28 protein-coding genes, 4 tRNA genes and 2 rRNA genes are annotated in these 26,478 nt (G+C 57.3%); all 34 read left to right on the top strand.

The window, feature by feature from the left end:
* Nucleotides 1-101: ribosomal RNA gene (locus tag ABEH27_RS17085) — 23S ribosomal RNA — on the top strand; the annotation flags it as partial.
* A gap of 135 nt (nt 102-236) precedes the next feature.
* A 5S ribosomal RNA gene (gene rrf, locus ABEH27_RS17080) occupies nt 237-352 on the top strand.
* A gap of 156 nt (nt 353-508) precedes the next feature.
* The gene (gene birA, locus ABEH27_RS17075; RefSeq protein ID WP_346614703.1) at nt 509-1,468 is read left to right on the top strand and encodes a bifunctional biotin--[acetyl-CoA-carboxylase] ligase/biotin operon repressor BirA; all 960 of its coding nucleotides are present in this window, start codon (nt 509-511) and stop codon (nt 1,466-1,468) included.
* A complete protein-coding gene (locus ABEH27_RS17070) occupies nt 1,458-2,207 on the top strand; it encodes a pantothenate kinase (RefSeq protein WP_346614697.1) in 750 nt (249 codons plus the stop codon). The genes birA and ABEH27_RS17070 overlap by 11 nt, the downstream gene beginning before the upstream one ends.
* A 7-nt stretch (nt 2,208-2,214) precedes the next feature.
* Complete coding sequence (locus ABEH27_RS17065) at nt 2,215-2,640, top strand: hypothetical protein (protein WP_346614696.1); 426 nt, start codon at nt 2,215-2,217, stop codon at nt 2,638-2,640.
* A gap of 152 nt (nt 2,641-2,792) precedes the next feature.
* Nucleotides 2,793-2,876: transfer RNA gene (locus tag ABEH27_RS17060), tRNA-Tyr, on the top strand.
* A 24-nt stretch (nt 2,877-2,900) separates the two neighbouring features.
* Nucleotides 2,901-2,974, top strand: a tRNA-Gly gene (locus ABEH27_RS17055).
* Between the two features lie 29 nt (nt 2,975-3,003).
* Nucleotides 3,004-3,079, top strand: a tRNA-Thr gene (locus tag ABEH27_RS17050).
* A 78-nt stretch (nt 3,080-3,157) separates the two neighbouring features.
* Complete coding sequence (gene tuf / locus ABEH27_RS17045; protein ID WP_046857347.1) at nt 3,158-4,351, top strand: elongation factor Tu; 1,194 nt, start codon at nt 3,158-3,160, stop codon at nt 4,349-4,351.
* Nucleotides 4,352-4,405: 54 nt separating this feature from the next.
* A tRNA-Trp gene (locus ABEH27_RS17040) sits at nt 4,406-4,481 on the top strand.
* Between the two features lie 44 nt (nt 4,482-4,525).
* Entirely contained in the window at nt 4,526-4,894 is a 369-nt protein-coding gene (gene secE / locus ABEH27_RS17035; RefSeq protein ID WP_136912669.1) for a preprotein translocase subunit SecE, read from the top strand.
* A gap of 9 nt (nt 4,895-4,903) precedes the next feature.
* Nucleotides 4,904-5,437 carry a transcription termination/antitermination protein NusG gene (nusG, locus tag ABEH27_RS17030; protein WP_346614695.1) on the top strand — a complete coding sequence of 178 codons (534 nt, stop codon included), beginning with the start codon at nt 4,904-4,906 and terminating at the stop codon, nt 5,435-5,437.
* 119 nt (nt 5,438-5,556) lie between these two features.
* Nucleotides 5,557-5,988: a 50S ribosomal protein L11 gene (rplK, locus tag ABEH27_RS17025; protein WP_003255500.1), complete on the top strand. Its 432-nt coding sequence runs from the start codon at nt 5,557-5,559 to the stop codon at nt 5,986-5,988.
* Nucleotides 5,988-6,683 (top strand): 50S ribosomal protein L1, encoded by a 696-nt coding sequence (gene rplA / locus ABEH27_RS17020; RefSeq protein ID WP_346614694.1) that lies wholly within the window; start codon nt 5,988-5,990, stop codon nt 6,681-6,683. Before rplK ends, rplA begins: the two co-directional genes overlap by 1 nt.
* A 197-nt stretch (nt 6,684-6,880) precedes the next feature.
* A complete protein-coding gene (rplJ, locus tag ABEH27_RS17015) occupies nt 6,881-7,381 on the top strand; it encodes a 50S ribosomal protein L10 (RefSeq protein WP_346614693.1) in 501 nt (166 codons plus the stop codon).
* A 78-nt stretch (nt 7,382-7,459) separates the two neighbouring features.
* Nucleotides 7,460-7,825: a 50S ribosomal protein L7/L12 gene (gene rplL / locus ABEH27_RS17010; RefSeq protein WP_007957596.1), complete on the top strand. Its 366-nt coding sequence runs from the start codon at nt 7,460-7,462 to the stop codon at nt 7,823-7,825.
* Between the two features lie 218 nt (nt 7,826-8,043).
* Nucleotides 8,044-12,117: a DNA-directed RNA polymerase subunit beta gene (rpoB, locus tag ABEH27_RS17005; RefSeq protein WP_346614692.1), complete on the top strand. Its 4,074-nt coding sequence runs from the start codon at nt 8,044-8,046 to the stop codon at nt 12,115-12,117.
* 64 nt (nt 12,118-12,181) lie between these two features.
* Complete coding sequence (gene rpoC, locus ABEH27_RS17000; protein WP_346614691.1) at nt 12,182-16,381, top strand: DNA-directed RNA polymerase subunit beta'; 4,200 nt, start codon at nt 12,182-12,184, stop codon at nt 16,379-16,381.
* Between the two features lie 211 nt (nt 16,382-16,592).
* Nucleotides 16,593-16,964 carry a 30S ribosomal protein S12 gene (gene rpsL / locus ABEH27_RS16995; RefSeq protein ID WP_003255492.1) on the top strand — a complete coding sequence of 124 codons (372 nt, stop codon included), beginning with the start codon at nt 16,593-16,595 and terminating at the stop codon, nt 16,962-16,964.
* A 106-nt stretch (nt 16,965-17,070) separates the two neighbouring features.
* Entirely contained in the window at nt 17,071-17,541 is a 471-nt protein-coding gene (gene rpsG, locus ABEH27_RS16990) for a 30S ribosomal protein S7 (protein ID WP_003246741.1), read from the top strand.
* Nucleotides 17,542-17,571: 30 nt separating this feature from the next.
* On the top strand, nt 17,572-19,716 hold the full coding sequence (gene fusA, locus ABEH27_RS16985; protein WP_346614690.1) for an elongation factor G: 2,145 nt from the start codon (nt 17,572-17,574) through the stop codon (nt 19,714-19,716).
* Between the two features lie 27 nt (nt 19,717-19,743).
* Entirely contained in the window at nt 19,744-20,937 is a 1,194-nt protein-coding gene (gene tuf / locus ABEH27_RS16980) for an elongation factor Tu (RefSeq protein ID WP_046857347.1), read from the top strand.
* A 141-nt stretch (nt 20,938-21,078) separates the two neighbouring features.
* On the top strand, nt 21,079-21,390 hold the full coding sequence (gene rpsJ, locus ABEH27_RS16975) for a 30S ribosomal protein S10 (protein ID WP_003186070.1): 312 nt from the start codon (nt 21,079-21,081) through the stop codon (nt 21,388-21,390).
* A gap of 80 nt (nt 21,391-21,470) precedes the next feature.
* A complete protein-coding gene (gene rplC, locus ABEH27_RS16970; protein ID WP_012316519.1) occupies nt 21,471-22,106 on the top strand; it encodes a 50S ribosomal protein L3 in 636 nt (211 codons plus the stop codon).
* A gap of 12 nt (nt 22,107-22,118) precedes the next feature.
* Nucleotides 22,119-22,721 (top strand): 50S ribosomal protein L4, encoded by a 603-nt coding sequence (rplD, locus tag ABEH27_RS16965; RefSeq protein WP_086974835.1) that lies wholly within the window; start codon nt 22,119-22,121, stop codon nt 22,719-22,721.
* The gene (gene rplW, locus ABEH27_RS16960) at nt 22,718-23,017 is read left to right on the top strand and encodes a 50S ribosomal protein L23 (protein ID WP_003255484.1); all 300 of its coding nucleotides are present in this window, start codon (nt 22,718-22,720) and stop codon (nt 23,015-23,017) included. The genes rplD and rplW overlap by 4 nt, the downstream gene beginning before the upstream one ends.
* 14 nt (nt 23,018-23,031) lie before the next feature.
* Nucleotides 23,032-23,856, top strand: a complete 825-nt coding sequence (gene rplB, locus ABEH27_RS16955) for a 50S ribosomal protein L2 (protein WP_346614689.1) — start codon at nt 23,032-23,034, stop codon at nt 23,854-23,856.
* Nucleotides 23,857-23,872: 16 nt separating this feature from the next.
* Nucleotides 23,873-24,148 (top strand): 30S ribosomal protein S19, encoded by a 276-nt coding sequence (gene rpsS / locus ABEH27_RS16950; protein WP_003255482.1) that lies wholly within the window; start codon nt 23,873-23,875, stop codon nt 24,146-24,148.
* An 11-nt stretch (nt 24,149-24,159) separates the two neighbouring features.
* Nucleotides 24,160-24,492, top strand: a complete 333-nt coding sequence (gene rplV, locus ABEH27_RS16945) for a 50S ribosomal protein L22 (protein ID WP_003103908.1) — start codon at nt 24,160-24,162, stop codon at nt 24,490-24,492.
* Between the two features lie 13 nt (nt 24,493-24,505).
* Entirely contained in the window at nt 24,506-25,192 is a 687-nt protein-coding gene (gene rpsC, locus ABEH27_RS16940) for a 30S ribosomal protein S3 (RefSeq protein ID WP_003255481.1), read from the top strand.
* 12 nt (nt 25,193-25,204) lie between these two features.
* A complete protein-coding gene (gene rplP / locus ABEH27_RS16935) occupies nt 25,205-25,618 on the top strand; it encodes a 50S ribosomal protein L16 (RefSeq protein ID WP_003255479.1) in 414 nt (137 codons plus the stop codon).
* Complete coding sequence (gene rpmC / locus ABEH27_RS16930) at nt 25,618-25,809, top strand: 50S ribosomal protein L29 (protein WP_002555481.1); 192 nt, start codon at nt 25,618-25,620, stop codon at nt 25,807-25,809. Before rplP ends, rpmC begins: the two co-directional genes overlap by 1 nt.
* A 2-nt stretch (nt 25,810-25,811) precedes the next feature.
* Entirely contained in the window at nt 25,812-26,078 is a 267-nt protein-coding gene (rpsQ, locus tag ABEH27_RS16925) for a 30S ribosomal protein S17 (RefSeq protein ID WP_008089812.1), read from the top strand.
* A 23-nt stretch (nt 26,079-26,101) separates the two neighbouring features.
* Entirely contained in the window at nt 26,102-26,470 is a 369-nt protein-coding gene (gene rplN / locus ABEH27_RS16920) for a 50S ribosomal protein L14 (RefSeq protein WP_008089810.1), read from the top strand.
* Nucleotides 26,471-26,478 lie beyond the last annotated feature (8 nt).

Below are 26,478 nucleotides of genomic sequence, written 5' to 3'. Positions count from 1 at the left end.
CCCTAAAGGGCCGTCGAAGACTACGACGTTGATAGGTTGGGTGTGTAAGCGCTGTGAGGCGTTGAGCTAACCAATACTAATTGCCCGTGAGGCTTGACCATATAACACCCAAGCAATTTGCTAGCGCGAATTGCGGTGGTGAAGACGAAACGAACCGAAAGTTCGAGCGCACATCACACAGATCACATATCCGAATTCGCTGGGCTGTCCTTCTGGACATTCTGGCTACCGAATTTCTTGACGACCATAGAGCATTGGAACCACCTGATCCCATCCCGAACTCAGTAGTGAAACGTTGCATCGCCGATGGTAGTGTGGGGTTTCCCCATGTGAGAGTAGGTCATCGTCAAGATTCATTTCGCAAAACCCCTATCTGCGCGAGCAGGTAGGGGTTTTGTCTTTTCTGGCCGAAAAACTCTTTGTTGGTGAGCTTTTCGGGCGGCCCTTTTCCTATGCAAGCCCACTACCCATAGCTATCATGCCAGCCTTATTCCAAGTCGAGACTGGCATGCTGAAGTTGTTGAATCTCCTCAAGGATGGCCGGTTCCATTCCGGGGAAGCCTTGGGGGTAGCCCTTGGGGTAAGCCGCAGCGCCGTTTGGAAACAGCTGCAGCACCTGGAGAGTGAGCTGAACCTCACCATTCACAAGGTTCGTGGGCGTGGCTACCAGCTTGCGGCGCCTCTGGCCCTGCTTGAAGCGAACGCGATTGCCGAGTTTGCCGACGGTAACCCGTGGCCCGTTTTCATCCATGACACCATCGATTCGACCAACGCTGAAGGGCTTCGGCTTGCCGGCCAGGGTCAGGCTGCTCCGTTTTTGGTGCTTGCCGAGCGCCAGAGCGCTGGGCGTGGTCGCCGTGGTCGTCAATGGGTAAGCCCATTTGCGGAAAACCTCTACTACAGCCTCGTACTGCGTGTCGAAGGTGGTATGCGTCAGCTCGAGGGCTTGAGCCTGGTAGTGGGTCTGGCTGTCATGCGTACCCTGCAAGATTTCGGTGTCAAGGGTGTAGGGCTGAAGTGGCCCAACGATGTGCTTGTGCGTGGGCAGAAGATCACTGGCATTCTGCTGGAGCTAGTCGGTGATCCTGCGGATGTGTGTCACGTCGTCCTTGGTATCGGTATCAATGTGAACATGCAGGCTAATGACCAAGTCGACCAGGAGTGGACGTCGATGAAGCGCGAGGCGGGTGTGACAATTGATCGCAATCGCCTGGTGGCCATGCTCAGTCAGCAGCTTCAGCACGAATTGGCGCGTCACCGCCGCTATGGTTTTGCCGCATTCCAGGAAGAGTGGGAGCAGGCACACCTGTGGCAAGGGCGTAAGGTGTCGCTGATTGCCGGCAGTACCCGCGTGGATGGGGTGGTGCTGGGTGTGGACGGGCAGGGCGGGTTACGCCTTGAGGTCGACGGTGTGGAAAAGAGCTTCAGTGGTGGTGAGCTCAGTTTGAGGTTGCGTGATGATTCTTGAGCTCGATTGCGGTAACAGCTTTATAAAATGGCGTGTCATTCATGCGGCCGACGCGACGATCGTGGGCGGTGGCATTGTTGACTCGGACCAGGCGCTGGTTGCTGAAGTCAGTGCCTTGGCGTCGTTGCGCTTGTCGGGCTGCCGCGTCGTCAGCGTGCGCAGTGAAGAAGAGACCGCTGCTCTCTGCAGTTTGATCGCTCAGGCCTTTTCGGTAGTGGCGCGCGTTGCGGCACCGGCTCAGGAAATGGCCGGTGTACGTAACGGCTATGCAGATTTCGAGCGTTTGGGCATGGATCGTTGGCTGGCGGCGTTGGGTGCCTTCCATCTGGCCAAGGGGGCTTGCCTGGTAATTGATCTGGGCACTGCTGCAAAAGCCGACTTCATTGCCGCGGATGGCGAGCACCTGGGGGGGTACATTTGCCCAGGCATGCCATTGATGCGTAGCCAGCTGCGTACCCACACCCGGCGAATCCGCTACGACGATGCTTCGGCAGAGCGTGCATTGAACAGCCTTGCACCTGGGCGTTCAACCGTGGAGGCAGTGGAGCGCGGTTGCGTGCTCATGCTCCAGGGCTTTGCCCGCACTCAGCTCGAGCAAGCGCGTGCCTTGTGGGGTGATGCGTTTACTGTGTTCCTTACCGGCGGCGATGCACCGCTGGTGCGTGAGGCTGCGCCACAGGCGCGTGTGGTGCCTGACCTGGTATTCGTTGGTCTTGCAATGGCCTGCCCATTGGACTGAGGTGTGTATGCGTTGGTTGTTTCTGCTGTTGCTGGTGCTCAACGTCTTTTACTACGTATGGCATCAACAGGAAGCCCCTCTCAAAGCCAAGGATGTCGCCCCACTGTCTTTGTATAAAGGCAATCAACAGGAAATTCGCCTGTTGCGTGAAACCGGTGTCTCGGCGCCGGCTCGGCGTCGGGATGAATGCCTGGTTGTGGGTGGTCTGGCAGGTAAAGATCAGCTCGAGGCACTGCGTCAGCGCTTGCTGAGCCTGGATATCAACGCTTTGCCGGTATCCGGTCAGCTGCCTGGCGCCGATGGGCTTTGGCTGAAGGTCGCGCCCGAAAGCGAGCGTTTGCTGGACCAAACCGTCCTCGCCACTCTTTCCAACGATTTCAAAGACTTAAAACATAAAATTATTTTCTGCCAGGGTATTGCAACTGGCGAATAGCTTGATAGAATGGCGCCCGCTTCACAGGGAACACCACTCAGGTGGTAGAGCTGGAGGCGGTGTCAAAGCAGCTAAGTTTCAGATTTGATTGAAAAAATTTGAAAAAGAGCTTGACACTAGGGCGGCAGCAACATAGAATGCCGGCCACATCTGGAGGGATTCCCGAGCGGCCAAAGGGGACGGACTGTAAATCCGTTGCGCGAGCTTCGAAGGTTCGAATCCTTCTCCCTCCACCAGTTTTAGCGAGAGCCGCAAGCTCCGCGGGTATAGTTTAGTGGTAGAACCTCAGCCTTCCAAGCTGATGATGCGGGTTCGATTCCCGCTACCCGCTCCAAGTTTGCTGGATTTTGCACAAAGTGTTTCGCTCTTGTAGCTCAGTTGGTAGAGCACACCCTTGGTAAGGGTGAGGTCAGCGGTTCAAGTCCGCTCAAGAGCTCCATATAAACAAGGCAGATATGAAAATATCTGCCTTTGTTTTATCAGCGCAAGACTATTTCTTCTGCGGAGGATTGTATCGATGGCTAAGGAAAAGTTTGATCGTTCCCTTCCCCACGTCAACGTCGGCACTATCGGCCACGTCGACCACGGTAAGACCACTCTGACCGCGGCTCTGACTCGCGTTTGCTCCGAAGTTTTCGGTTCGGCAATCGTTGAGTTCGACAAGATCGACTCGGCTCCGGAAGAAAAGGCGCGCGGTATCACCATCAACACCGCTCACGTTGAGTACAACTCGACCATTCGTCACTACGCTCACGTTGACTGCCCAGGTCACGCTGACTACGTGAAGAACATGATCACCGGTGCTGCCCAGATGGACGGCGCGATCCTGGTTTGCTCGGCCGCCGATGGTCCGATGCCACAAACCCGTGAGCACATCCTGCTGTCCCGTCAGGTAGGCGTTCCGTACATCGTGGTCTTCCTGAACAAGGCTGACCTGGTAGACGACGCTGAGCTGCTGGAACTGGTCGAGATGGAAGTTCGCGACCTGCTGTCCACCTACGACTTCCCAGGCGACGACACTCCGATCATCATCGGTTCCGCTCGTATGGCCCTGGAAGGCAAAGACGACAACGAAATGGGCACTACCGCTGTCAAGAAGCTGGTAGAGACTCTGGACAGCTACATTCCTGAGCCAGTTCGTGCCATCGACCAGCCGTTCCTGATGCCGATCGAAGACGTGTTCTCGATTTCGGGTCGTGGTACCGTTGTTACCGGCCGTATCGAGCGTGGTATCGTCCGCGTTCAAGACGCCCTGGAAATCGTTGGTCTGCGTGACACCACCACCACCACCTGCACCGGTGTTGAGATGTTCCGCAAGCTGCTGGACGAAGGCCGTGCTGGCGAGAACTGCGGCGTTCTGCTGCGTGGTACCAAGCGTGACGACGTTGAGCGTGGCCAGGTTCTGGTCAAGCCAGGTTCGGTCAAGCCGCACACCAAGTTCACCGCAGAAGTCTACGTTCTGTCGAAGGAAGAAGGCGGCCGTCACACTCCGTTCTTCAAAGGCTACCGTCCTCAGTTCTACTTCCGTACCACTGACGTGACCGGTAACTGCGAACTGCCGGAAGGCGTTGAAATGGTAATGCCAGGTGACAACATTCAGATGACTGTTACCCTGATCAAGACCATCGCAATGGAAGACGGTCTGCGCTTCGCTATCCGTGAAGGCGGTCGTACCGTCGGCGCCGGCGTCGTAGCAAAAATTATCGAATAAGTAGTTGATTTACTTGATCAGGCCGGTATAATGGCCGGCCTGATACAGCGTTACAGGTCAGTAGCTCAATTGGCAGAGCGACGGTCTCCAAAACCGTAGGTTGGGGGTTCGATTCCCTCCTGACCTGCCATTCACCTCAGTGTGATTGGCTTTCTTCTTACAGGATCCTCCCCGATGACTCCCAAAACTGAAGCCCAAGAAACGCGTTTTGATCTGTTCAAGTGGCTGGCTGTAGTGGCTTTGGTTGTTGTTGGTGTCGTGGGTAATCAATATTACTCCGCCTCTCCAATCCTGTACCGCGTTCTCGCACTTCTCGCCCTGGCTGCTGTCGCTGGCTTCGTAGCTCTGCAGACTGCGAAGGGTAAGTCGTTCTTTGCGCTGGCGAAGGAAGCTCGTACTGAGATCCGTAAAGTCGTGTGGCCGACCCGCCAGGAAACCACCCAGACCACGCTGATTGTCGTGGCTGTCGTGCTGGTTATGGCACTGCTGTTGTGGGGTCTTGATTCCCTGCTCGGCTGGGCGGTCTCCCTGATCGTTGGCTAAAGGTGTCCCGTGGCTAAGCGTTGGTATGTTGTGCATGCTTACTCGGGTTACGAGAAGCATGTTATGCGCTCCCTGGTAGAGCGCGTCAAGCTGGCAGGCATGGAAGACGGTTTCGGCGAGATCCTGGTCCCGACCGAAGAAGTCGTTGAAATGCGTAACGGCCAGAAGCGCAAAAGTGAGCGCAAATTCTTCCCTGGCTATGTTCTGGTCCAGATGGAGATGAACGAAGGGACTTGGCACTTGGTCAAGGATACCCCTCGTGTGATGGGCTTTATTGGTGGTACCGCCGACAAGCCGGCGCCGATTACCGATAAAGAAGCTGAAGCTATCCTGCGTCGCGTTGCCGACGGTAGCGACAAGCCGAAGCCGAAGACGCTGTTCGAGCCAGGTGAAGTGGTTCGAGTCATTGACGGTCCGTTCGCTGACTTCAATGGTAGTGTCGAAGAGGTTAACTACGAAAAGAGTCGCCTCCAGGTGGCGGTGCTCATTTTCGGTCGCTCTACTCCGGTAGAGCTCGAGTTCAGCCAGGTCGAAAAGGTCTAGGCGGACGAAGCATCCCATACCCCGCAGCCCTGTGTGCTGCGGGGTTTTGTCGTCACTGGGATAAAACGCAAGTCATCCGGGGAGCCTTCAGGCGTTTGTACCCGATATTGGAGTAGCTCATGGCTAAGAAGATTCAGGCTTACATCAAGCTGCAAGTTAAGGCCGGCCAGGCCAACCCAAGCCCACCCGTTGGTCCAGCACTGGGCCAACACGGTGTGAACATCATGGAATTCTGCAAGGCCTTCAACGCCCGTACTCAGGGTCAAGAAGCCGGCCTGCCGACTCCTGTGATCATCACTGTTTACAGTGACCGTAGCTTCACTTTCGAAACCAAGAGCACCCCTGCCTCGGTTCTGCTGAAGAAAGCTGCTGGCCTGACCAGTGGTTCGGCTCGCCCGAACACCGTCAAAGTCGGTACCGTGACCCGTGCTCAGCTGGAAGATATCGCCAAGGCTAAACAGGCTGATCTGACTGCTGCTGACCTGGACGCTGCTGTACGCACCATCGCTGGCTCTGCCCGCAGCATGGGCCTGAACGTGGAGGGTGTGTAATGGCTAAGCTGACCAAGCGCCAAAAGGCTATTGCTTCGAAAATCGAAGCTGGCAAAGTTTACAACTTCGAAGACGCAGCTGCGCTGCTGGCCGAACTGTCCACCGTGAAGTTCAGCGAATCCTTCGACGTTGCCGTCAACCTCGGCGTTGACCCGCGTAAATCCGACCAGGTCGTTCGTAGCGCTACCGTGCTGCCACACGGCACTGGCAAGACCGTACGCGTTGCTGTCTTCACCCAGGGTCCAGCTGCTGAGGCCGCTCTGGCTGCCGGCGCTGACCGTGTAGGTATGGACGATCTGGCTGCCGAAATGAAAGGCGGCGACCTGAACTATGACGTCGTCATCGCATCGCCTGATGCCATGCGCGTTGTAGGCCAGCTGGGTCAGGTTCTGGGTCCTCGCGGCCTGATGCCTAACCCGAAAGTCGGTACCGTTACCCCAGACGTGGCCACGGCTGTCAAGAACGCCAAGGCTGGTCAGGTTCGCTATCGTACCGACAAAAACGGTATCATCCACACCTCCGTAGGCAAAGTCGGCTTCGAAGCTGGCAAGCTGAAAGAAAACGTTGAAGCCCTGATCGCTGATCTGAAGCGTATCAAGCCGGCTTCCTCGAAAGGTATCTATGTCAAGCGCGTTACCCTGAGCACCACCATGGGCCCAGGTCTGGTCATCGATCAGAGCTCGCTGAGCGCGTAAGACCGCGGCGGCGCGACTTGTCGCGCCCTTCGCAAAAATTGGGGTCCCTGCCTGGCGGGGGCTATCCAAGACCGTAGGCGGCGCAAGCCTTAAACCACAAGCCTACGCAGATGGTGCTCCCGATTCGTTACCGAATCAGACACCAAAACGACATCCGGCCTCGGCCAGATGAAACGGTAAAAACCAGGAGTAAACCCGTGGCAATTAAACTCGAAGACAAGAAGGCCATCGTCGCTGAAGTCAACGAGGCTGCCAAAGTCGCTCTGTCCGCTGTCGTGGCTGATGCCCGTGGTGTGACTGTAGGCGCAATGACCGGACTCCGTAAAGAGGCTCGTGAAGCTGGCGTTTACGTACGTGTCGTACGTAACACCCTGCTCAAGCGCGCCGTTGCTGACACTGAATTCAGTGTCCTCAACGACGTGTTCACTGGCCCGACCCTGATCGCTTTCTCCAACGAACACCCGGGCGCTGCTGCTCGTCTGTTCAAAGAGTTCGCCAAGGGTCAGGACAAGTTCGAGATCAAGGCAGCTGCGTTTGACGGCAATTTCATTGCCGCCAACCAGATCGATGTACTGGCTACCTTGCCGACCCGTGACGAAGCTATCGCACGTCTGATGAGCGTTATTCAAGGCGCTACCAGCAAGCTGGCTCGTACTCTGGCGGCCGTTCGCGACCAGAAAGAAGCTGCTGCTGCCTAAGGCCGCGTAACCTCTTTCAAAATCATATGTTTAATTTGATGGCTGCGTAGGCTGTCACCCCAATACAGGATTTAAGTCATGTCCCTGACTAACGAGCAAATCATCGAAGCAATCGGCCAGAAAACCGTTCTGGAAGTTGTTGAGCTGATCAAAGCAATGGAAGAAACCTTCGGCGTTACCGCTGCTGTTGCCGCTGCTGGCCCAGCTGCTGCTGCTGCCGTTGTTGAAGAGCAGACCGAGTTCAACGTTGTTCTGGTTGAAGCTGGCGAGAAGAAAGTGAACGTGATTAAAGCCGTTCGCGAACTGACCGGTCTGGGCCTGAAAGAAGCCAAAGAGAAAGTCGACGGCGCTCCTCAGGTTGTAGCTGAAGGCGTTTCGAAAGAAGCCGCTGAAGACGCTAAGAAGAAGCTGGAAGAAGCAGGCGCTAAAGTCGAGCTGAAGTAATCTCGACCTTGCGACGCCAGCCGGCGCGTTGAGCGAAGGCTGATGGCTGGTGGCTTATGCCACCGGCCTTTTTCCGTTATTGGTGGCCGATCAGGTCGGCCCCGATAACAAGCTGCAAGACACCCATGTGGGTGCGCAAACCAAGGGGTTTGCACGATTTTCTGGCTGCTCCCGCCGGGAGAAGCCAAACAAGCAGGTGACCAAGCTGGGGAACGCTGATGGCTTACTCATACACTGAGAAAAAACGTATCCGCAAGGACTTTAGCAAGTTGCCGGACGTCATGGATGTGCCTTACCTCCTGGCCATCCAGCTGGATTCGTATCGCGAATTCCTGCAAGCGGGAGCATCCAAGGATCAGTTCCGCGACGTCGGCCTGCACGCGGCCTTCAAATCGGTATTCCCGATCATCAGCTACTCCGGCAATGCTGCCCTGGAGTACGTAGGCTATCGCCTGGGCGAACCCGCCTTCGATGTGAAGGAATGTGTCCTGCGTGGCGTGACCTTCGCGGTCCCACTGCGGGTCAAGGTGCGCCTGATCATCTTCGACAAGGAATCGTCGAACAAAGCGATCAAGGACATCAAAGAGCAAGAAGTCTACATGGGTGAAATCCCCCTGATGACTGAGAACGGTACCTTCGTTATCAACGGTACCGAGCGTGTGATCGTTTCCCAGCTGCACCGTTCGCCTGGTGTGTTCTTCGACCACGACCGTGGCAAGACGCACAGCTCCGGCAAGCTGCTGTACTCCGCTCGCATCATTCCTTACCGCGGCTCCTGGCTGGACTTCGAGTTCGACCCGAAGGACTGCGTGTTCGTCCGTATCGACCGTCGCCGCAAACTGCCGGCCTCGGTACTGCTGCGCGCCCTGGGTTACAGCACCGAAGAGGTTCTGAACACCTTCTACACCACCAACGTGTTCCACATTTCCGGCGAGAAACTCAGCCTGGAACTGGTACCTCAGCGTCTGCGTGGTGAAGTGGCGGTCATGGATATCCATGACGAAACCGGCAAAGTCATCGTCGAGCAAGGCCGCCGTATTACCGCGCGCCACGTCAACCAGCTCGAGAAGGCCGGTGTCAACCAGCTGGACGTTCCAATGGAATACGTCCTGGGTCGCACCACCGCCAAGGCCATCGTGCATCCGGCTACCGGCGAGATCCTGGCCGAGTGCAACACCGAGCTGACCACCGAGCTGCTGATCAAGATCGCCAAGGCTCAGGTTGTCCGCATCGAGACCCTGTACACCAACGACATCGACTGCGGTCCGTTCATCTCGGATACCCTGAAGATCGACACCACCAGCAACCAACTGGAAGCGCTGGTCGAGATCTACCGCATGATGCGTCCAGGCGAGCCGCCAACCAAGGACGCTGCCGAGACCCTGTTCAACAACCTGTTCTTCAGCGCCGAGCGTTACGACCTGTCGGCCGTGGGCCGCATGAAGTTCAACCGTCGTATCGGTCGCACCGAGATCGAAGGTTCGGGCGTGCTGAGCAAGGAAGACATCGTCGAGGTTCTCAAGACCCTGGTCGATATCCGTAACGGCAAAGGCATCGTCGACGACATCGACCACCTCGGTAACCGTCGCGTACGTTGCGTCGGCGAGATGGCCGAGAACCAGTTCCGTGTTGGCCTGGTGCGTGTTGAGCGCGCGGTCAAGGAACGTCTGTCGATGGCTGAAAGCGAAGGCCTGATGCCGCAGGACCTGATCAACGCCAAGCCGGTTGCGGCGGCGGTGAAAGAGTTCTTCGGTTCCAGCCAGCTCTCGCAGTTCATGGACCAGAACAACCCGCTCTCCGAGATCACCCACAAGCGCCGTGTTTCCGCACTTGGCCCGGGCGGTCTGACCCGTGAGCGCGCAGGCTTCGAAGTCCGTGACGTACACCCGACCCACTATGGCCGCGTGTGCCCGATCGAGACCCCTGAAGGTCCGAACATCGGTCTGATCAACTCCCTGGCAGCCTATGCCCGCACCAACCAGTACGGCTTCCTGGAAAGCCCGTACCGCGTGGTGAAGGAAGGCGTGGTCAGCGACGACATCGTGTTCCTGTCGGCGATCGAAGAAGCTGATCACGTCATCGCTCAGGCTTCGGCCGCGATGAACGAGAAGAAGCAACTGATCGACGAGCTGGTAGCTGTTCGTCACCTGAACGAATTCACCGTCAAGGCGCCGGAAGACGTCACCCTGATGGACGTTTCGCCGAAGCAGGTTGTTTCCGTTGCCGCCTCGCTGATTCCGTTCCTCGAGCACGACGACGCCAACCGTGCACTCATGGGTTCGAACATGCAGCGTCAGGCTGTACCCACCCTGCGCGCTGACAAGCCGCTGGTCGGTACCGGCATGGAGCGCAACGTTGCCCGTGACTCCGGTGTCTGCGTGGTTGCTCGCCGCGGTGGTGTGATCGACTCGGTCGACGCCAGCCGTATCGTCGTTCGCGTTGCTGACGACGAAGTCGAGACCGGTGAAGCAGGTGTAGATATCTACAACCTGACCAAGTACACCCGCTCCAACCAGAACACCTGCATCAACCAGCGTCCGCTGGTCAGCAAAGGTGATGTGGTCAAGCGTCACGACATCATGGCCGACGGCCCGTCCACCGACATGGGTGAACTGGCACTGGGCCAGAACATGCGCATCGCGTTCATGGCGTGGAACGGCTTCAACTTCGAAGACTCCATCTGCCTGTCCGAGCGTGTGGTTCAGGAAGATCGCTTCACCACCATCCACATTCAGGAACTGACCTGTGTGGCGCGTGACACCAAGCTTGGCCCAGAGGAAATCACTGCGGACATCCCGAACGTGGGTGAAGCCGCTCTGAACAAGCTGGACGAAGCCGGTATCGTGTACGTAGGTGCTGAAGTAGGCGCAGGCGACATCCTGGTTGGCAAGGTCACTCCGAAAGGCGAGACCCAGCTGACCCCGGAAGAAAAACTGCTGCGTGCGATCTTCGGTGAGAAGGCCAGCGACGTTAAGGACACCTCCCTGCGCGTGCCAACCGGCACCAAGGGTACCGTCATCGACGTACAGGTCTTCACCCGTGATGGCGTCGAGCGCGACAGCCGTGCCCTGGCCATCGAGAAGATGCAGCTGGACGAGATCCGCAAGGACCTCAACGAAGAGTTCCGCATCGTCGAAGGTGCAACCTTCGAACGTCTGCGTTCTGCCCTGAACGGCCAGGTGGTCGACGGTGGCGCGGGCCTGAAGAAAGGCACCGTGATCTCCGACGAAGTACTGGACGGTCTGGAGCACGGCCAGTGGTTCAAACTGCGCATGGCTGAAGATGCACTGAACGAGCAGCTGGAAAAGGCTCAGCAGTACATCGTCGATCGCCGTCGCCTGCTGGACGACAAGTTCGAAGACAAGAAGCGCAAGCTGCAGCAGGGCGATGACCTGGCACCGGGCGTACTGAAGATCGTCAAGGTCTACCTGGCAATCCGCCGTCGCATCCAGCCGGGTGACAAGATGGCCGGTCGTCACGGTAACAAGGGTGTCGTCTCGGTGATCATGCCGGTCGAAGACATGCCGCACGACGCGAACGGTACTCCGGTCGACGTCGTACTGAACCCGCTGGGCGTACCTTCGCGTATGAACGTCGGTCAGATCCTGGAAACCCACCTGGGCCTCGCGGCCAAGGGCCTGGGCGAGAAGATCGACCGCATGATCGAAGAGCAGCGTAAAGCCGCTGAACTGCGCGGTTTCCTGACCGAGATCTACAACGAGATCGGCGGTCGTCAGGAAAGCCTGGACGAGTTCACCGATGCAGAGATCCTCGCTCTGGCGCACAACCTGAAGAAGGGCGTGCCAATGGCTACCCCGGTATTCGACGGTGCCAAGGAAAGCGAGATCAAGGCCATGCTGAAGCTGGCTGACCTGCCGGAAAGCGGCCAGATGGTGCTGTTCGACGGCCGTACCGGCAACAAGTTCGAGCGCCCTGTGACCGTTGGTTACATGTACATGCTCAAGCTGAACCACTTGGTGGACGACAAGATGCACGCGCGTTCCACTGGTTCCTACAGCCTGGTTACCCAGCAGCCGCTGGGTGGTAAGGCGCAGTTCGGTGGTCAGCGTTTCGGGGAGATGGAAGTGTGGGCGCTGGAAGCATACGGCGCGGCATACACCCTGCAAGAAATGCTCACAGTGAAGTCGGACGACGTGAACGGCCGTACCAAGATGTACAAGAACATCGTGGATGGCGATCACCGTATGGAGCCGGGCATGCCCGAGTCCTTCAACGTGTTGATCAAAGAGATCCGTTCGCTCGGTATCGATATCGATCTGGAAACCGAATAACACGTGACGCGAAGGGGGGCGGGGCTGGTATAGCCCGCTTCCTGCTCCGCCAGGAGGAAAGGCCTTGAAAGACCTACTGAATTTGCTGAAAAACCAGGGTCAAGTCGAAGAGTTCGACGCCATCCGCATCGGTCTGGCGTCGCCTGAAATGATCCGTTCGTGGTCGTTCGGTGAAGTTAAGAAGCCGGAAACCATCAACTACCGTACGTTCAAGCCTGAGCGTGACGGCCTGTTCTGCGCCAAGATCTTTGGCCCAGTCAAGGACTACGAGTGCCTGTGCGGCAAGTACAAGCGCCTCAAGCACCGCGGCGTGATCTGCGAGAAGTGCGGCGTTGAAGTTGCCCTGGCCAAGGTTCGTCGTGAGCGCATGGCGCACATCGAACTGGCCTCGCCGGTTGCCCACATCTGGTTCCTGAAGTCGCTGCCGTCCCGTATCGGCCTGCTGATGGACATGACCCTGCGTGATATCGAGCGCGTGCTCTACTTCGAGAGCTACGTCGTTATCGACCCGGGCATGACCACCCTCGAGAAGGGTCAGCTGCTGAACGACGAGCAGTATTTCGAAGCGCTGGAAGAGTTCGGTGACGACTTCGACGCCCGCATGGGTGCCGAGGCTGTTCGCGAGCTGCTGCACGCTATCGACCTGGAGCACGAGATCGGCCGCCTGCGCGAAGAAATTCCGCAGACCAACTCGGAAACCAAGATCAAGAAGCTGTCCAAGCGCCTGAAGCTGATGGAAGCTTTCCAGGGCTCGGGCAACCTGCCTGAGTGGATGGTCCTGACCGTCCTGCCAGTACTGCCGCCGGACCTGCGTCCGCTGGTACCGCTGGATGGCGGCCGCTTCGCGACCTCCGACCTGAACGACCTGTATCGTCGGGTGATCAACCGTAACAACCGTCTGAAGCGCCTGCTCGATCTGTCCGCGCCGGACATCATCGTGCGCAACGAAAAGCGCATGCTGCAGGAAGCGGTCGACGCCCTGCTGGACAACGGCCGTCGCGGTCGCGCCATCACTGGCTCGAACAAGCGTCCGCTGAAGTCCCTGGCCGACATGATCAAAGGTAAGCAAGGTCGCTTCCGTCAGAACTTGCTCGGTAAGCGTGTTGACTACTCCGGTCGTTCGGTAATTACCGTAGGCCCGACCCTGCGTCTGCACCAGTGCGGTCTGCCGAAGAAGATGGCCCTCGAGCTGTTCAAGCCGTTCATTTTCGGCAAGCTGGAAATGCGTGGTCTGGCGACCACCATCAAAGCTGCCAAGAAGATGGTCGAGCGCGAGCTGCCAGAGGTGTGGGACGTTCTCGCCGAAGTGATTCGCGAACACCCCGTACTGCTCAACCGTGCACCGACCCTTCACCGTCTGGGTATCCAGGCGTTCGAGCCTGTGCTCATCGAAGGTAAGGCCATCCAGCTGCACCCGCTGGTCTGTGCCGCGTACAACGCCGACTTCGACGGTGACCAGATGGCCGTTCACGTGCCGCTGACCCTGGAAGCTCAGCTGGAAGCGCGCGCGCTGATGATGTCGACCAACAACATTCTGTCGCCAGCCAACGGTGAGCCAATCATCGTTCCGTCGCAGGACGTTGTACTGGGTCTGTACTACATGACCCGTGAAGCCATCAACGCCAAGGGCGAAGGTCGCGTATTCGCCGACCTGCAGGAAGTCGACCGCGTATTCCGCGCCGGCGAAGCTGCCCTGCACGCGAAAATCAAGGTCCGTATCAACGAGACCGTGAACGACCGTGATGGCACCAGCACCAAGAACACCCGTATCGTCGACACCACTGTCGGCCGTGCGCTGCTGTTCCAGGTTGTACCGGCAGGCCTGCCGTACGATGTCGTCAACCAGCCGATGAAGAAAAAGGCGATCTCCAAGCTGATCAACCAGTGCTACCGCGTGGTTGGTCTGAAAGAGACCGTTATCTTCGCCGACCAGCTGATGTACACCGGTTTCGCTTACTCCACCATCTCTGGCGTGTCCATTGGTGTGAACGACTTTGTCATCCCGGATGAGAAAGCGCGCATCATCAACAGCGCTACCGATGAAGTGAAGGAAATCGAGAGCCAGTACGCCTCCGGCCTGGTAACCCAGGGCGAGAAGTACAACAAGGTCATCGACTTGTGGTCGAAGGCGAACGACGAAGTGTCCAAGGCGATGATGGCCAACCTCTCGAAAGAGAAGGTCATCGACCGCGAAGGCAAAGAAGTCGAGCAAGAGTCCTTCAACTCGATGTACATGATGGCTGACTCCGGCGCGCGGGGTTCCGCAGCCCAGATCCGTCAGCTGGCAGGTATGCGTGGCCTGATGGCCAAGCCGGACGGCTCGATCATCGAGACGCCGATCACCGCGAACTTCCGTGAAGGTCTGAGCGTACTGCAGTACTTCATCTCGACTCACGGTGCTCGTAAGGGTCTGGCGGATACCGCCTTGAAGACCGCTAACTCCGGTTACCTGACCCGTCGTCTGGTGGACGTCGCGCAAGACCTGGTTGTGACCGAGATCGACTGCGGCACCGACCAGGGCCTGCTGATGACGCCGCACATTGAAGGCGGTGACGTTGTAGAGCCGCTGGGTGAGCGTGTACTGGGCCGTGTCATCGCCCGTGACGTGTTCAAGCCAGGCACCGAGGACGTCATCGTTCCGGCTGGTACTCTGGTAGACGAGCAGTGGGTTGAGTTCATCGAGCTGAACAGCATCGACGAAGTGATCGTGCGTTCGCCGATCAACTGCGAAACCCGCTTCGGTATCTGCGCCAAGTGCTACGGTCGTGACCTGGCACGTGGTCACCAGGTGAACATCGGTGAAGCTGTCGGCGTAATCGCTGCACAGTCGATCGGTGAGCCGGGTACCCAGCTGACCATGCGTACGTTCCACATCGGTGGTGCTGCAAGCCGTACTTCGGCTGCCGACAGCGTCCAGGTGAAGAACGGCGGTATGGTCCGTCTGCACAACCTGAAGCAGGTCGAGCGTGCTGACGGCAACCTGGTTGCGGTATCGCGTTCGGGCGAGCTAGCCATTGCCGACGAGTTCGGTCGTGAGCGTGAGCGTTACAAGCTGCCTTACGGTGCTGTGATTTCGGTCAAGGAAGGTGACAAGGTCGAAGCTGGCGCCATCGTCGCCAAGTGGGACCCGCACACCCACCCGATCGTGACCGAGCTGAAAGGTACCGTGACCTTCGTGGGCATGGAAGAAAACATCACGATCAAGCGCCAGACCGACGAACTGACCGGCCTGACCAACATCGAAGTTCTGGACGTCAAGGATCGCCCTGCCGCTGGCAAGGAAATCCGTCCGGCAATCAAGATGGTCGACGCCAATGGCAAGGACCTGTACCTGCCAGGTACCGACGTACCGGCTCAGTACTTCCTGCCGGCAAACGCCCTGGTGGGTGTTGCTGACGGTGCACAGATCGGTGTTGGTGACGTTATCGCGCGTATCCCGCAAGAAACGTCCAAGACCCGTGACATCACCGGTGGTCTGCCACGCGTTGCCGACCTGTTCGAAGCGCGCCGTCCGAAAGAAGCCTCGATTCTGGCTGAAGTCAGCGGCACCATCGCATTCGGTAAGGAAACCAAAGGCAAGCGTCGCCTGGTCATTACTCCGACCGACGGTAGCGATCCGTACGAAGAGCTGATTCCGAAGTGGCGTCACCTGAACGTCTTCGAAGGCGAACAGGTAAACCGCGGCGAAGTTATCTCCGATGGCCCGAGCGATCCGCACGACATCCTGCGTCTGCTGGGTGTGAGCGCACTGGCGAAGTACATCGTCAACGAGATCCAGGACGTTTACCGTCTGCAAGGCGTTAAGATCAACGACAAGCACATCGAGACCATCCTGCGTCAGATGCTGCGCAAGGTCGAGATCTCCGAGTCGGGCGATTCCAGCTTCATCAAGGGCGACCAGATGGAACTGACTCACGTACTGGTCGAGAACGAGCGTCTCGCCGGCGAAGACAAGTTCATCTCGAAGTTCACCCGTGTGCTGCTGGGTATCACCAAGGCCTCGCTGTCGACCGAGTCGTTCATCTCCGCGGCTTCCTTCCAGGAAACCACCCGCGTACTGACCGAAGCGGCCGTAACCGGCAAGCGCGATTACCTGCGCGGCCTGAAAGAAAACGTCGTCGTGGGTCGTCTGATCCCGGCCGGTACCGGTCTGGCCTACCACAGCGAGCGCAAGCGTCGCCGTGATGCCGACAAACCGCTGCGTGTAAGCGCCAGTGAGGTGGAAGCCGCACTGACCGAAGCGCTGAATTCCAGCGGTAACTAAGTACAGGGCAGGGCCCCGGCAAGCCCCGAACGGCCATCGATGACATGAATTGTTGCCGATGACCGGGCGGGGAGGGCCGGGGCCTCGTCTTGACTGGGTGCAAGATCCTCCGTAGACTTTTGTACCCTTAAATTTGGTGAGGCTCCGTCTCGCCAATTTTTGGCTTTCTTGCAAGACAATAGAGTCGCAAGACAATCAGTGGAGCTAGTAGATGGCAACTATCAACCAGCTGGTACGTCAGCCGCGTAAGCGTTCGGTCGAGAAGTCCGACGTTCCTGCGCTGCAGAACTGCCCGCAACGTCGTGGCGTGTGCACCCGCGTGTACACCACCACGCCGAAAAAACCTAACTCGGCACTGCGTAAAGTATGCCGTGTGCGTCTGACCAACGGTTTCGAGGTTTCCTCGTACATCGGCGGTGAAGGCCACAACCTGCAAGAGCACAGCGTCGTCCTGATCCGTGGCGGCCGTGTAAAAGACTTGCCAGGTGTTCGTTACCACACCGTTCGCGGCTCTCTGGATACTTCGGGCGTCAAAGGCCGTAACCAGGGTCGTTCGAAGTACGGTACCAAGCGTCCGAAGTAATCGGCCGTTTGCACACATCCATTTTTTTGAGTCGATAAGAGTAAGGTCGGGCAGGGGTCGAAGACCCACGTCCCGGGCTAACCTGAAGACCGTTTGAGGGCTTATCATGCCAAGACGTCGTGTAGCAGCAAAACGTGAGATTCTGGACGATCCTAAATACGGATCCCAAATCCTCGCCAAGTTCATGAACCACGTGATGGAAAGCGGCAAGAAGGCTGTAGCCGAGCGCATCGTTTACGGTGCCCTGGATACCGTCAAAGCCCGCAAGAACAGCGACCCCCTGGAAATCTTCGAGAAAGCTCTCGACGCCATCGCTCCGCTGGTCGAAGTAAAGTCCCGCCGTGTCGGCGGTGCCACTTACCAGGTCCCGGTTGAAGTTCGTCCATCCCGTCGTAATGCTCTGGCAATGCGCTGGCTCGTAGACTACGCCCGCAAGCGCGGCGAGAAGTCGATGGCTCTGCGCCTGGCTGGCGAACTGCTGGATGCTGCCGAAGGCAAGGGTGCTGCAGTCAAGAAGCGTGAAGACGTTCACCGTATGGCCGAAGCCAACAAAGCGTTCTCGCACTACCGCTTCTAATTCAAGCATCAATCATTTTGCGAGGGCTTTATGGCTCGTACTACAGCTATTAACCGCTACCGTAACATTGGTATCTGTGCCCACGTTGACGCGGGCAAGACCACCACTACCGAGCGGATCCTGTTCTACACAGGTCTGAGCCACAAGATGGGCGAGGTGCATGACGGCGCCGCGACCACCGACTGGATGGTGCAGGAGCAGGAGCGGGGTATCACCATTACCTCCGCTGCCGTTACCACCTTCTGGAAAGGTTCTGTTGGTCAGTATGACAACTACCGTGTAAACGTCATCGATACCCCCGGCCACGTTGACTTCACCATTGAAGTAGAGCGTTCGCTGCGTGTACTCGACGGCGCGGTCGTTGTGTTCTGCGGTACCTCCGGCGTTGAGCCTCAGTCCGAAACCGTATGGCGTCAAGCCAACAAGTACGGCGTTCCACGTGTTGTCTACGTGAACAAGATGGACCGTGCCGGTGCAAACTTCCTGCGCGTCGTAGGTCAGATCAAGAACCGTCTGGGTCACACCCCGGTTCCGGTTCAGCTGGCCATCGGTTCGGAAGATAACTTCCAGGGTCAGGTTGACCTGATCAAGATGAAGGCTATCTACTGGAACGACGACGACAAAGGCACCACTTATCGCGAGGAAGAAATTCCTGCCGATATGCTGGAGCTGGCTCAAGAGTGGCGCTCCAACATGGTTGAAGCGGCTGCCGAGTCCAGCGAAGAGCTGATGAACAAGTACCTGGAAGGCGAAGAGCTGACCGTCGAAGAGATCAAAGCCGGTCTGCGTGCTCGCACCCTGGCCAGCGAAATCGTACCGGCCGTCTGCGGTTCGTCGTTCAAGAACAAGGGCGTTCCCCTGGTTCTCGACGCCGTCATCGACTACCTGCCTGCTCCGACCGAGATTCCTGCCATCCAGGGTATCAACCCGGATGACAAGGAGCTGGACAAAGAAGATCCGGCTGTTCGCAAGGACGAGCGTCACGCAGACGACAACGAGCCGTTCTCGGCTCTGGCCTTCAAGATCGCGACCGACCCGTTCGTAGGTACTCTGACCTTCGTTCGCGTCTACTCGGGTGTTCTGAAGTCCGGTGACTCCGTGATCAACTCGGTCAAGGGCAAGAAAGAACGCGTTGGTCGTATGGTGCAGATGCACGCCAACCAGCGTGAAGAGATCAAGGAAGTGCTCGCTGGCGACATCGCGGCGCTGATCGGCATGAAAGATGTGACCACCGGCGAAACCCTGTGCGACATCGACAAGCCAATCATCCTTGAGCGTATGGACTTCCCTGAGCCGGTTATTTCGCTCTCCGTCGAGCCGAAAACCAAGGCTGACCAGGAGAAGATGGGTATCGCTCTGGGCAAGCTGGCCCAGGAAGACCCGTCGTTCCGCGTCAAGACCGACGAAGAGACTGGCCAGACCATCATCTCGGGCATGGGTGAGCTGCACCTGGACATCCTCGTTGACCGCATGAAGCGCGAGTTCAACGTCGAAGCCAACATCGGTAAGCCTCAGGTTTCGTACCGCGAGAAGATCACCAAGTCCAACGTCGAGATCGAAGGCAAGTTCGTTCGTCAGTCGGGTGGTCGTGGTCAGTTCGGTCACTGCTGGATCCGCTTCTCGGAGCCAGATCAGGACGAGAAAGGCAACATCACCGAAGGTCTGGTGTTCTCCAACGAAGTCGTTGGTGGCGTGATTCCTAAGGAATTCATCGCACCGATCCAGAAGGGTATCGAAGAGCAGATGAAGAACGGCGTTGTTGCCGGCTATCCTCTGATCGGCCTGAAGGCCGCGGTATTCGACGGTTCGTACCACGACGTCGACTCCAACGAAATGGCGTTCAAAATCGCTGCTTCGATGGCAACCAAGCAACTGGCCCAGAAGGGCGGTGGCGTGGTCCTCGAGCCGATCATGAAGGTCGAAGTTGTAACCCCGGAAGACTACCTGGGTGACGTGATGGGTGACCTGAACCGTCGTCGTGGTCTGGTCCAGGGTATGGATGAGTCGGTCTCCGGCCGCGTCGTCCGTGCTGAAGTACCGCTCGGAGAGATGTTCGGTTATGCGACCGACGTTCGTTCCATGTCTCAGGGTCGCGCAAGCTACTCCATGGAATTCTCCAAATACGCCGAAGCTCCGTCGAACATCGTCGAAGCACTCGTTAAAAAACAAGGCTAATCCCCTTTAGGCAAGAGGTTCACTGTCGTGGCTAAAGAAAAATTTGATCGTTCCCTTCCCCACGTTAACGTCGGCACTATCGGCCACGTTGACCACGGTAAGACCACTCTGACCGCAGCTCTGACTCGCGTTTGCTCCGAAGTTTTCGGTTCGGCAATCGTTGAGTTCGACAAGATCGACTCGGCTCCGGAAGAAAAAGCGCGCGGTATCACCATCAACACCGCTCACGTTGAGTACAACTCGACCATTCGTCACTACGCTCACGTTGACTGCCCAGGTCACGCTGACTACGTGAAGAACATGATCACCGGTGCTGCCCAGATGGACGGCGCGATCCTGGTTTGCTCGGCCGCCGATGGTCCGATGCCACAAACCCGTGAGCACATCCTGCTGTCCCGTCAGGTAGGCGTTCCGTACATCGTGGTCTTCCTGAACAAGGCTGACCTGGTAGACGACGCTGAGCTGCTGGAACTGGTCGAGATGGAAGTTCGCGACCTGCTGTCCACCTACGACTTCCCAGGCGACGACACTCCGATCATCATCGGTTCCGCTCGTATGGCCCTGGAAGGCAAAGACGACAACGAAATGGGCACTACCGCTGTCAAGAAGCTGGTAGAGACTCTGGACAGCTACATTCCTGAGCCAGTTCGTGCCATCGACCAGCCGTTCCTGATGCCGATCGAAGACGTGTTCTCGATTTCGGGTCGTGGTACCGTTGTTACCGGCCGTATCGAGCGTGGTATCGTCCGCGTTCAAGACGCCCTGGAAATCGTTGGTCTGCGTGACACCACCACCACCACCTGCACCGGTGTTGAGATGTTCCGCAAGCTGCTGGACGAAGGCCGTGCTGGCGAGAACTGCGGCGTTCTGCTGCGTGGTACCAAGCGTGACGACGTTGAGCGTGGCCAGGTTCTGGTCAAGCCAGGTTCGGTCAAGCCGCACACCAAGTTCACCGCAGAAGTCTACGTTCTGTCGAAGGAAGAAGGCGGCCGTCACACTCCGTTCTTCAAAGGCTACCGTCCTCAGTTCTACTTCCGTACCACTGACGTGACCGGTAACTGCGAACTGCCGGAAGGCGTTGAAATGGTAATGCCAGGTGACAACATTCAGATGACTGTTACCCTGATCAAGACCATCGCAATGGAAGACGGTCTGCGCTTCGCTATCCGTGAAGGCGGTCGTACCGTCGGCGCCGGCGTCGTAGCCAAAATCATCGAGTAATCACTCGACCGATTGAAAAAACCCCCGCTCAGCGGGGGTTTTTTTTATTGGGTTGACACTAAATTGGGGCGTCTATAGAATCACGCCTCCTTTTAGCGGGCGTAGTGCGTCCGTTGGGAACAGCCTGGAGTCTGAAATCCAATGCAAAATCAGCAAATCCGTATCAGGTTGAAGGCTTTCGACCATCGCCTGATCGACCAATCCACCCAGGAAATCGTGGAAACCGCGAAACGTACTGGTGCACAAGTGCGTGGTCCAATTCCACTGCCTACCCGCAAAGAGCGTTTCACCGTTCTGGTTTCCCCGCACGTCAACAAAGACGCGCGTGACCAGTACGAGATCCGCACTCATAAGCGTGTTCTGGACATCGTCCAGCCAACGGATAAAACCGTTGACGCGCTGATGAAGCTTGATCTGGCGGCAGGTGTGGAAGTGCAGATCAGCCTCGGCTAAGACTTCGGTCTTAACCGTGTAACGCTCTGAAATGGGCGGCCATAGCGGGTGAAAGCCCCGTACACTCATGAGGTTACAACATGACTATTGGTGTAGTCGGTCGCAAGTGCGGTATGACCCGCATTTTCACCGAAGAAGGTGTCTCCATTCCGGTCACGGTCATTGAGATCGAGCCGAATCGTGTCACCCAGTTCAAAACCGAAGAAACCGATGGCTACCGTGCAGTGCAAGTCACTGTCGGCGAGCGTCGTGCTTCGCGTGTGACTGCCGCTCAGGCAGGTCACTTCGCCAAGGCCAACGTTGCCGCTGGTCGCGGTGTCTGGGAGTTCCGTCTTGAAGAAGGCGAGTTCCAGGCTGGCGACTCGATCAAAGCTGAACTCTTCACTGCAGGCCAGCTGGTAGACGTTACTGGTCAGTCCAAAGGTAAAGGCTTCGCCGGTACCATCAAGCGCTGGAACTTCCGTGGCCAGGACAACACCCACGGTAACTCCGTGTCGCACCGTGTCCCAGGCTCCATCGGCCAGTGCCAGACTCCTGGTCGTGTGTTCAAGGGCAAGAAAATGTCCGGTCACATGGGCGCCGAGCGCGTGACTGTTCAGTCCCTGGAAGTAGTTCGCGTAGACGCTGAGCGCAACCTGCTGCTCGTCAAGGGTGCCGTTCCTGGCGCTACTGGCGGCGACGTGGTTGTACGTCCGGCTGTCAAGGCTCGCGGTTAAGGGGAAACTGACATGCAACTTAATGTAAATGACGCTCAGGCGATCGAAGTTTCCGAACTGACTTTCGGTGGCGAATTCAACGAGACGCTGGTACACCAAGCAGTCGTGGCCTACATGGCCGGCGGCCGTCAGGGCACCAAGCAGCAAAAGACCCGTTCCGACGTGGCTGGTGGCGGTAAGCGCCCATGGCGTCAGAAGGGTACTGGCCGTGCTCGTGCTGGTACCACTCGTGGTCCGATCTGGCGTGGCGGTGGTGTAACCTTCGCAGCTCGTCCTCAAGATCACTCGCAGAAGCTCAACAAGAAGATGTACCGCGCAGCCCTGCGCTCCATCCTCGCTGAGCTGGTGCGTAGCGACCGTCTGGTCGTGGTTCAGGACTTCGCTGTTGAAGCACCGAAAACCAAAGATCTGCTGAACAAGCTGAACGGCATGGGTCTGACCGACGTTCTGATCGTTTCGGACGCAGTTGATCAGAACCTGTACCTGGCTGCTCGTAACCTGCCGCACGTCGATGTACGTGACGTTCAAGGTTCCGACCCGGTCAGTCTGATCGCATACGAGAAAGTGTTGATCACTGTCTCGGCCGTGAAGAAATTCGAGGAGCTGCTGGGATGAACCAGGAACGCGTATTCAAAGTCCTCCTTGGCCCGCACGTTTCCGAGAAGGCTACCGTTCTGGCTGAGAAAAAAGGCCAGTTCGTATTCAAGGTTGCTACTGATGCAACCAAGCTGGAAATCAAGAAAGCTGTCGAAGGCCTGTTCAACGTAAAAGTTGAAAACGTGTCGACCGTTAACGTTCTGGGTAAAACCAAGCGTACCGCACGTGGTCTGGGCAAGCGTAATGACTGGAAGAAGGCGATCGTCTCCCTTCAGCCAGGCCAAGATCTCGATTTCAGCAGCAGTGCTGAGTAAGGAAGGGGTGCATCATGGCAATCGTTAAATGCAAACCGACTTCCCCTGGCCGCCGTTTCGTGGTCAAGGTGGTCAACCAGGAGCTGCACAAAGGCGCTCCTCACGCACCGCTGCTCGAGAAGAAATCGAAGTCTGGTGGTCGTAACAACAATGGCCGCATTACCACTCGTCACGTTGGTGGTGGTCATAAGCAGCATTACCGTCTGGTCGACTTCCGTCGCAACGACAAAGATGGCATCCCAGCCACTGTCGAGCGTATCGAATACGATCCAAACCGTACTGCTCACATCGCCCTGCTGTGCTACGCAGACGGTGAGCGTCGCTACATCATCGCCCCTAAAGGCGTGAGCGCTGGCGACCAGCTGATCGCAGGTGCTCTGGCCCCAATCAAGGCCGGTAACTCCCTGCAGCTGCGCAACATCCCAGTAGGTAGCACCATTCACGGCGTCGAACTGAAGCCGGGTAAAGGTGCTCAGATCGCTCGTTCCGCTGGTGCTTCGGCTCAGCTGATCGCTCGTGACGGCGTCTACGTGACTCTGCGTCTGCGCTCCGGTGAGATGCGTAAAGTACTGGCTGAGTGCCGTGCGACCCTGGGCGAAGTCTCGAACTCCGAGCACAGCCTGCGCTCGCTGGGTAAAGCGGGTGCCAAACGCTGGCGCGGCGTTCGCCCAACCGTTCGTGGTGTTGCCATGAACCCGGTTGACCACCCGCATGGTGGTGGTGAAGGTCGTACCTCCGGTGGTCGTCATCCGGTATCGCCATGGGGCTTCCCAACCAAGGGTGCTAAAACCCGCGGTAATAAGCGTACCGACAACATGATCGTCCGTCGTCGCAAGTAACTAGAGGGATACGACAGTGCCACGTTCTCTGAAAAAAGGTCCTTTTATCGATCTTCACCTGTTGAAGAAGGTCGAAGTGGCGGTGGAGAAGAACGATCGCAAACCAGTTAAAACCTGGTCGCGTCGCTCGATGATCCTGCCACAAATGGTCGGTCTGACCATCGCGGTTCACAACGGTCGCCAGCATGTCCCAGTTCTCGTGAACGAAGACATGGTCGGCCACAAACTGGGCGAGTTCGCCGGTACCCGCACCTATCGCGGGCACGTGGCTGACAAGAAAGCCAAGCGTTAAGGGGTAAGGAAATGGAAGTAGCCGCTAAGTTGTCGGGCGCTCGCATCTCCGCCCAGAAAGCCCGCTTGGTCGCCGACCAGATCCGCGGGAAGAAGGTGGGCGAAGCGCTCAACCTGTTGGCCTTCAGCAGCAAAAAAGCCGCTGAAATCATGAAGAAAGTCCTCGAGTCGGCCGTTGCCAACGCCGAACACAACGAAGGCGCAGACGTTGATGACCTGAAGGTCTCCACCGTCTTCGTCAACGAAGGGCGTTCGCTGAAGCGCATCATGCCACGTGCCAAAGGCCGTGCTGATCGCATCGTCAAGCGGTCTTGCCATATCACTGTCAAGGTTGCGGACAAGTAACGGAGTCGATCAGATGGGTCAGAAAGTACATCCCACTGGCATTCGCCTGGGAATCGTCAAGGAGCACACCTCCGTCTGGTACGCAGACGGTGCTACTTACGCAGATTACCTGTTGAAGGATCTGAAAACGCGTGAGTACCTCCAAGACAAACTAAAAAGCGCGTCCGTAAGCCGTATCGATATTCATCGTCCGGCTCAAACTGCACGCATCACCATCCACACCGCTCGTCCCGGTATCGTTATCGGTAAGAAAGGTGAAGATGTCGAGAAGCTGCGTCAGGACCTGACCAAGCAGATGGGTGTGCCTGTGCACATCAACATCGAAGAGATCCGCAAGCCGGAACTCGACGCCATGCTGGTTGCGCAGAGCGTAGCTCAGCAGCTGGAACGCCGCGTAATGTTCCGTCGCGCCATGAAGCGCGCCGTACAGAACGCCATGCGTATTGGTGCCAAGGGCATCAAGATCCAGGTGAGCGGTCGTCTCGGCGGTGCTGAGATTGCTCGTACCGAGTGGTATCGCGAAGGTCGTGTGCCCCTGCACACCCTGCGTGCCGATATCGACTACAACACCTACGAAGCTCACACCACTTATGGTGTGATCGGTGTGAAGGTTTGGATCTTCAAAGGCGAAGTTATTGGTGGTCGCCAAGAAGAACTGAAACCACAAGCACCAGCGCCTCGTAAAAAAGCTGCTAAGTAAGGGGTACGCCAAATGTTGCAACCAAAGCGTACAAAATTCCGCAAGCAGATGACTGGCCACAACCGTGGTCTGGCACTGCGCGGTAGCAAAGTCAGCTTCGGCGAATTCGCCCTGAAAGCTGTTGCTCGCGGTCGACTCACCGCCCGCCAGATCGAGTCGGCGCGTCGTGCTCTGACTCGTCACGTAAAACGTGGCGGCAAGATCTGGATCCGTGTCTTCCCGGACAAGCCGATCTCCAAGAAACCTCTCGAGGTTCGTATGGGTAAAGGTAAGGGCTCCGTGGAATACTGGGTTGCCCAGATCCAGCCAGGCAAAGTCCTGTACGAGATCGAGGGTGTTTCTGAAGAGCTGGCGCGCGAAGCTTTCGCCCTGGCTGCTGCAAAGCTGCCTCTCGCCACCTCCTTTGTTAAGCGGACGGTGATGTGATGAAAGCGAATGAACTTCGTGAAAAATCTGCACAGCAACTGAATGAGCAACTGCTCGGCTTGCTGCGCGACCAGTTCAATCTGCGTATGCAGAAAGCAACTGGCCAGTTGGGGCAGTCGCACCTGCTCTCGCAAGTTAAGCGTGACATCGCTCGCGTGAAAACTGTGCTTAACCAGCAGGCAGGTAAGTGATCATGGCTGAAGCTGAAAAAACCGTCCGTACGCTGACTGGCCGTGTCGTCAGCGACAAAATGGACAAGACCATCACCGTTCTGATCGAGCGTCGCGTAAAGCACCCGATCTACGGTAAATACGTTAAGCGTTCGACTAAGCTGCACGCGCACGACGAATCCAACCAGTGCAAAATCGGCGACAAGGTTTCCATCCGTGAAACCCGTCCGCTGGCCAAGACCAAGTCCTGGGCACTGGTTGAAGTCCTCGAACGCGCTGTTGAAGTCTAAGGGCTAGGGGTCGGAGAAATTTTATGATTCAGACTCAATCCATGCTCGATGTGGCCGATAACAGCGGCGCTCGTCGCGTCATGTGCATCAAGGTGCTCGGCGGTTCGCACCGCCGTTACGCCGGCATCGGTGACATCATCAAAGTAACCGTCAAGGAAGCAATTCCGCGCGGTAAGGTCAAAAAAGGCCAGGTGATGACTGCTGTTGTCGTCCGTACCCGTCACGGTGTACGTCGCGCTGACGGTTCCATCATTCGTTTCGACGGCAACGCTGCTGTTCTGCTGAACACCAAGCAAGAGCCGATCGGCACTCGCATCTTCGGGCCAGTGACCCGTGAACTTCGTACTGAGAAGTTCATGAAGATCGTCTCGCTCGCCCCTGAAGTGCTGTAAGGAGATCC

The organism is Pseudomonas sp. P39-UII1 (assembly GCF_039672635.1).
Taxonomy (GTDB): Bacteria; Pseudomonadota; Gammaproteobacteria; order Pseudomonadales; family Pseudomonadaceae; genus Aquipseudomonas.
Note: the sequence above shows the minus strand (reverse complement) of the source record. Positions and strands in the feature narration are given on the sequence as shown.

Coding starts and splice junctions, on each gene's coding strand:
- rplW (WP_003255484.1), top strand. CDS start 22,718: ATGAACCAGGAACGCGTATTCAAAGTCCTCCTTGGCCCGCACGTTTCC.
- rplN (WP_008089810.1), top strand. CDS start 26,102: ATGATTCAGACTCAATCCATGCTCGATGTGGCCGATAACAGCGGCGCT.
- rplB (WP_346614689.1), top strand. CDS start 23,032: ATGGCAATCGTTAAATGCAAACCGACTTCCCCTGGCCGCCGTTTCGTG.
- rpsL (WP_003255492.1), top strand. CDS start 16,593: ATGGCAACTATCAACCAGCTGGTACGTCAGCCGCGTAAGCGTTCGGTC.
- fusA (WP_346614690.1), top strand. CDS start 17,572: ATGGCTCGTACTACAGCTATTAACCGCTACCGTAACATTGGTATCTGT.
- rplK (WP_003255500.1), top strand. CDS start 5,557: ATGGCTAAGAAGATTCAGGCTTACATCAAGCTGCAAGTTAAGGCCGGC.
- rpsG (WP_003246741.1), top strand. CDS start 17,071: ATGCCAAGACGTCGTGTAGCAGCAAAACGTGAGATTCTGGACGATCCT.
- ABEH27_RS17065 (WP_346614696.1), top strand. CDS start 2,215: ATGCGTTGGTTGTTTCTGCTGTTGCTGGTGCTCAACGTCTTTTACTAC.
- rplD (WP_086974835.1), top strand. CDS start 22,119: ATGCAACTTAATGTAAATGACGCTCAGGCGATCGAAGTTTCCGAACTG.
- birA (WP_346614703.1), top strand. CDS start 509: ATGCTGAAGTTGTTGAATCTCCTCAAGGATGGCCGGTTCCATTCCGGG.
- rplC (WP_012316519.1), top strand. CDS start 21,471: ATGACTATTGGTGTAGTCGGTCGCAAGTGCGGTATGACCCGCATTTTC.
- rpmC (WP_002555481.1), top strand. CDS start 25,618: ATGAAAGCGAATGAACTTCGTGAAAAATCTGCACAGCAACTGAATGAG.
- rpsJ (WP_003186070.1), top strand. CDS start 21,079: ATGCAAAATCAGCAAATCCGTATCAGGTTGAAGGCTTTCGACCATCGC.
- rpsQ (WP_008089812.1), top strand. CDS start 25,812: ATGGCTGAAGCTGAAAAAACCGTCCGTACGCTGACTGGCCGTGTCGTC.
- rplL (WP_007957596.1), top strand. CDS start 7,460: ATGTCCCTGACTAACGAGCAAATCATCGAAGCAATCGGCCAGAAAACC.
- rplV (WP_003103908.1), top strand. CDS start 24,160: ATGGAAGTAGCCGCTAAGTTGTCGGGCGCTCGCATCTCCGCCCAGAAA.
- rplA (WP_346614694.1), top strand. CDS start 5,988: ATGGCTAAGCTGACCAAGCGCCAAAAGGCTATTGCTTCGAAAATCGAA.
- tuf (WP_046857347.1), top strand. CDS start 3,158: ATGGCTAAGGAAAAGTTTGATCGTTCCCTTCCCCACGTCAACGTCGGC.
- secE (WP_136912669.1), top strand. CDS start 4,526: ATGACTCCCAAAACTGAAGCCCAAGAAACGCGTTTTGATCTGTTCAAG.
- rplP (WP_003255479.1), top strand. CDS start 25,205: ATGTTGCAACCAAAGCGTACAAAATTCCGCAAGCAGATGACTGGCCAC.
- rpsC (WP_003255481.1), top strand. CDS start 24,506: ATGGGTCAGAAAGTACATCCCACTGGCATTCGCCTGGGAATCGTCAAG.
- ABEH27_RS17070 (WP_346614697.1), top strand. CDS start 1,458: ATGATTCTTGAGCTCGATTGCGGTAACAGCTTTATAAAATGGCGTGTC.
- rpoB (WP_346614692.1), top strand. CDS start 8,044: ATGGCTTACTCATACACTGAGAAAAAACGTATCCGCAAGGACTTTAGC.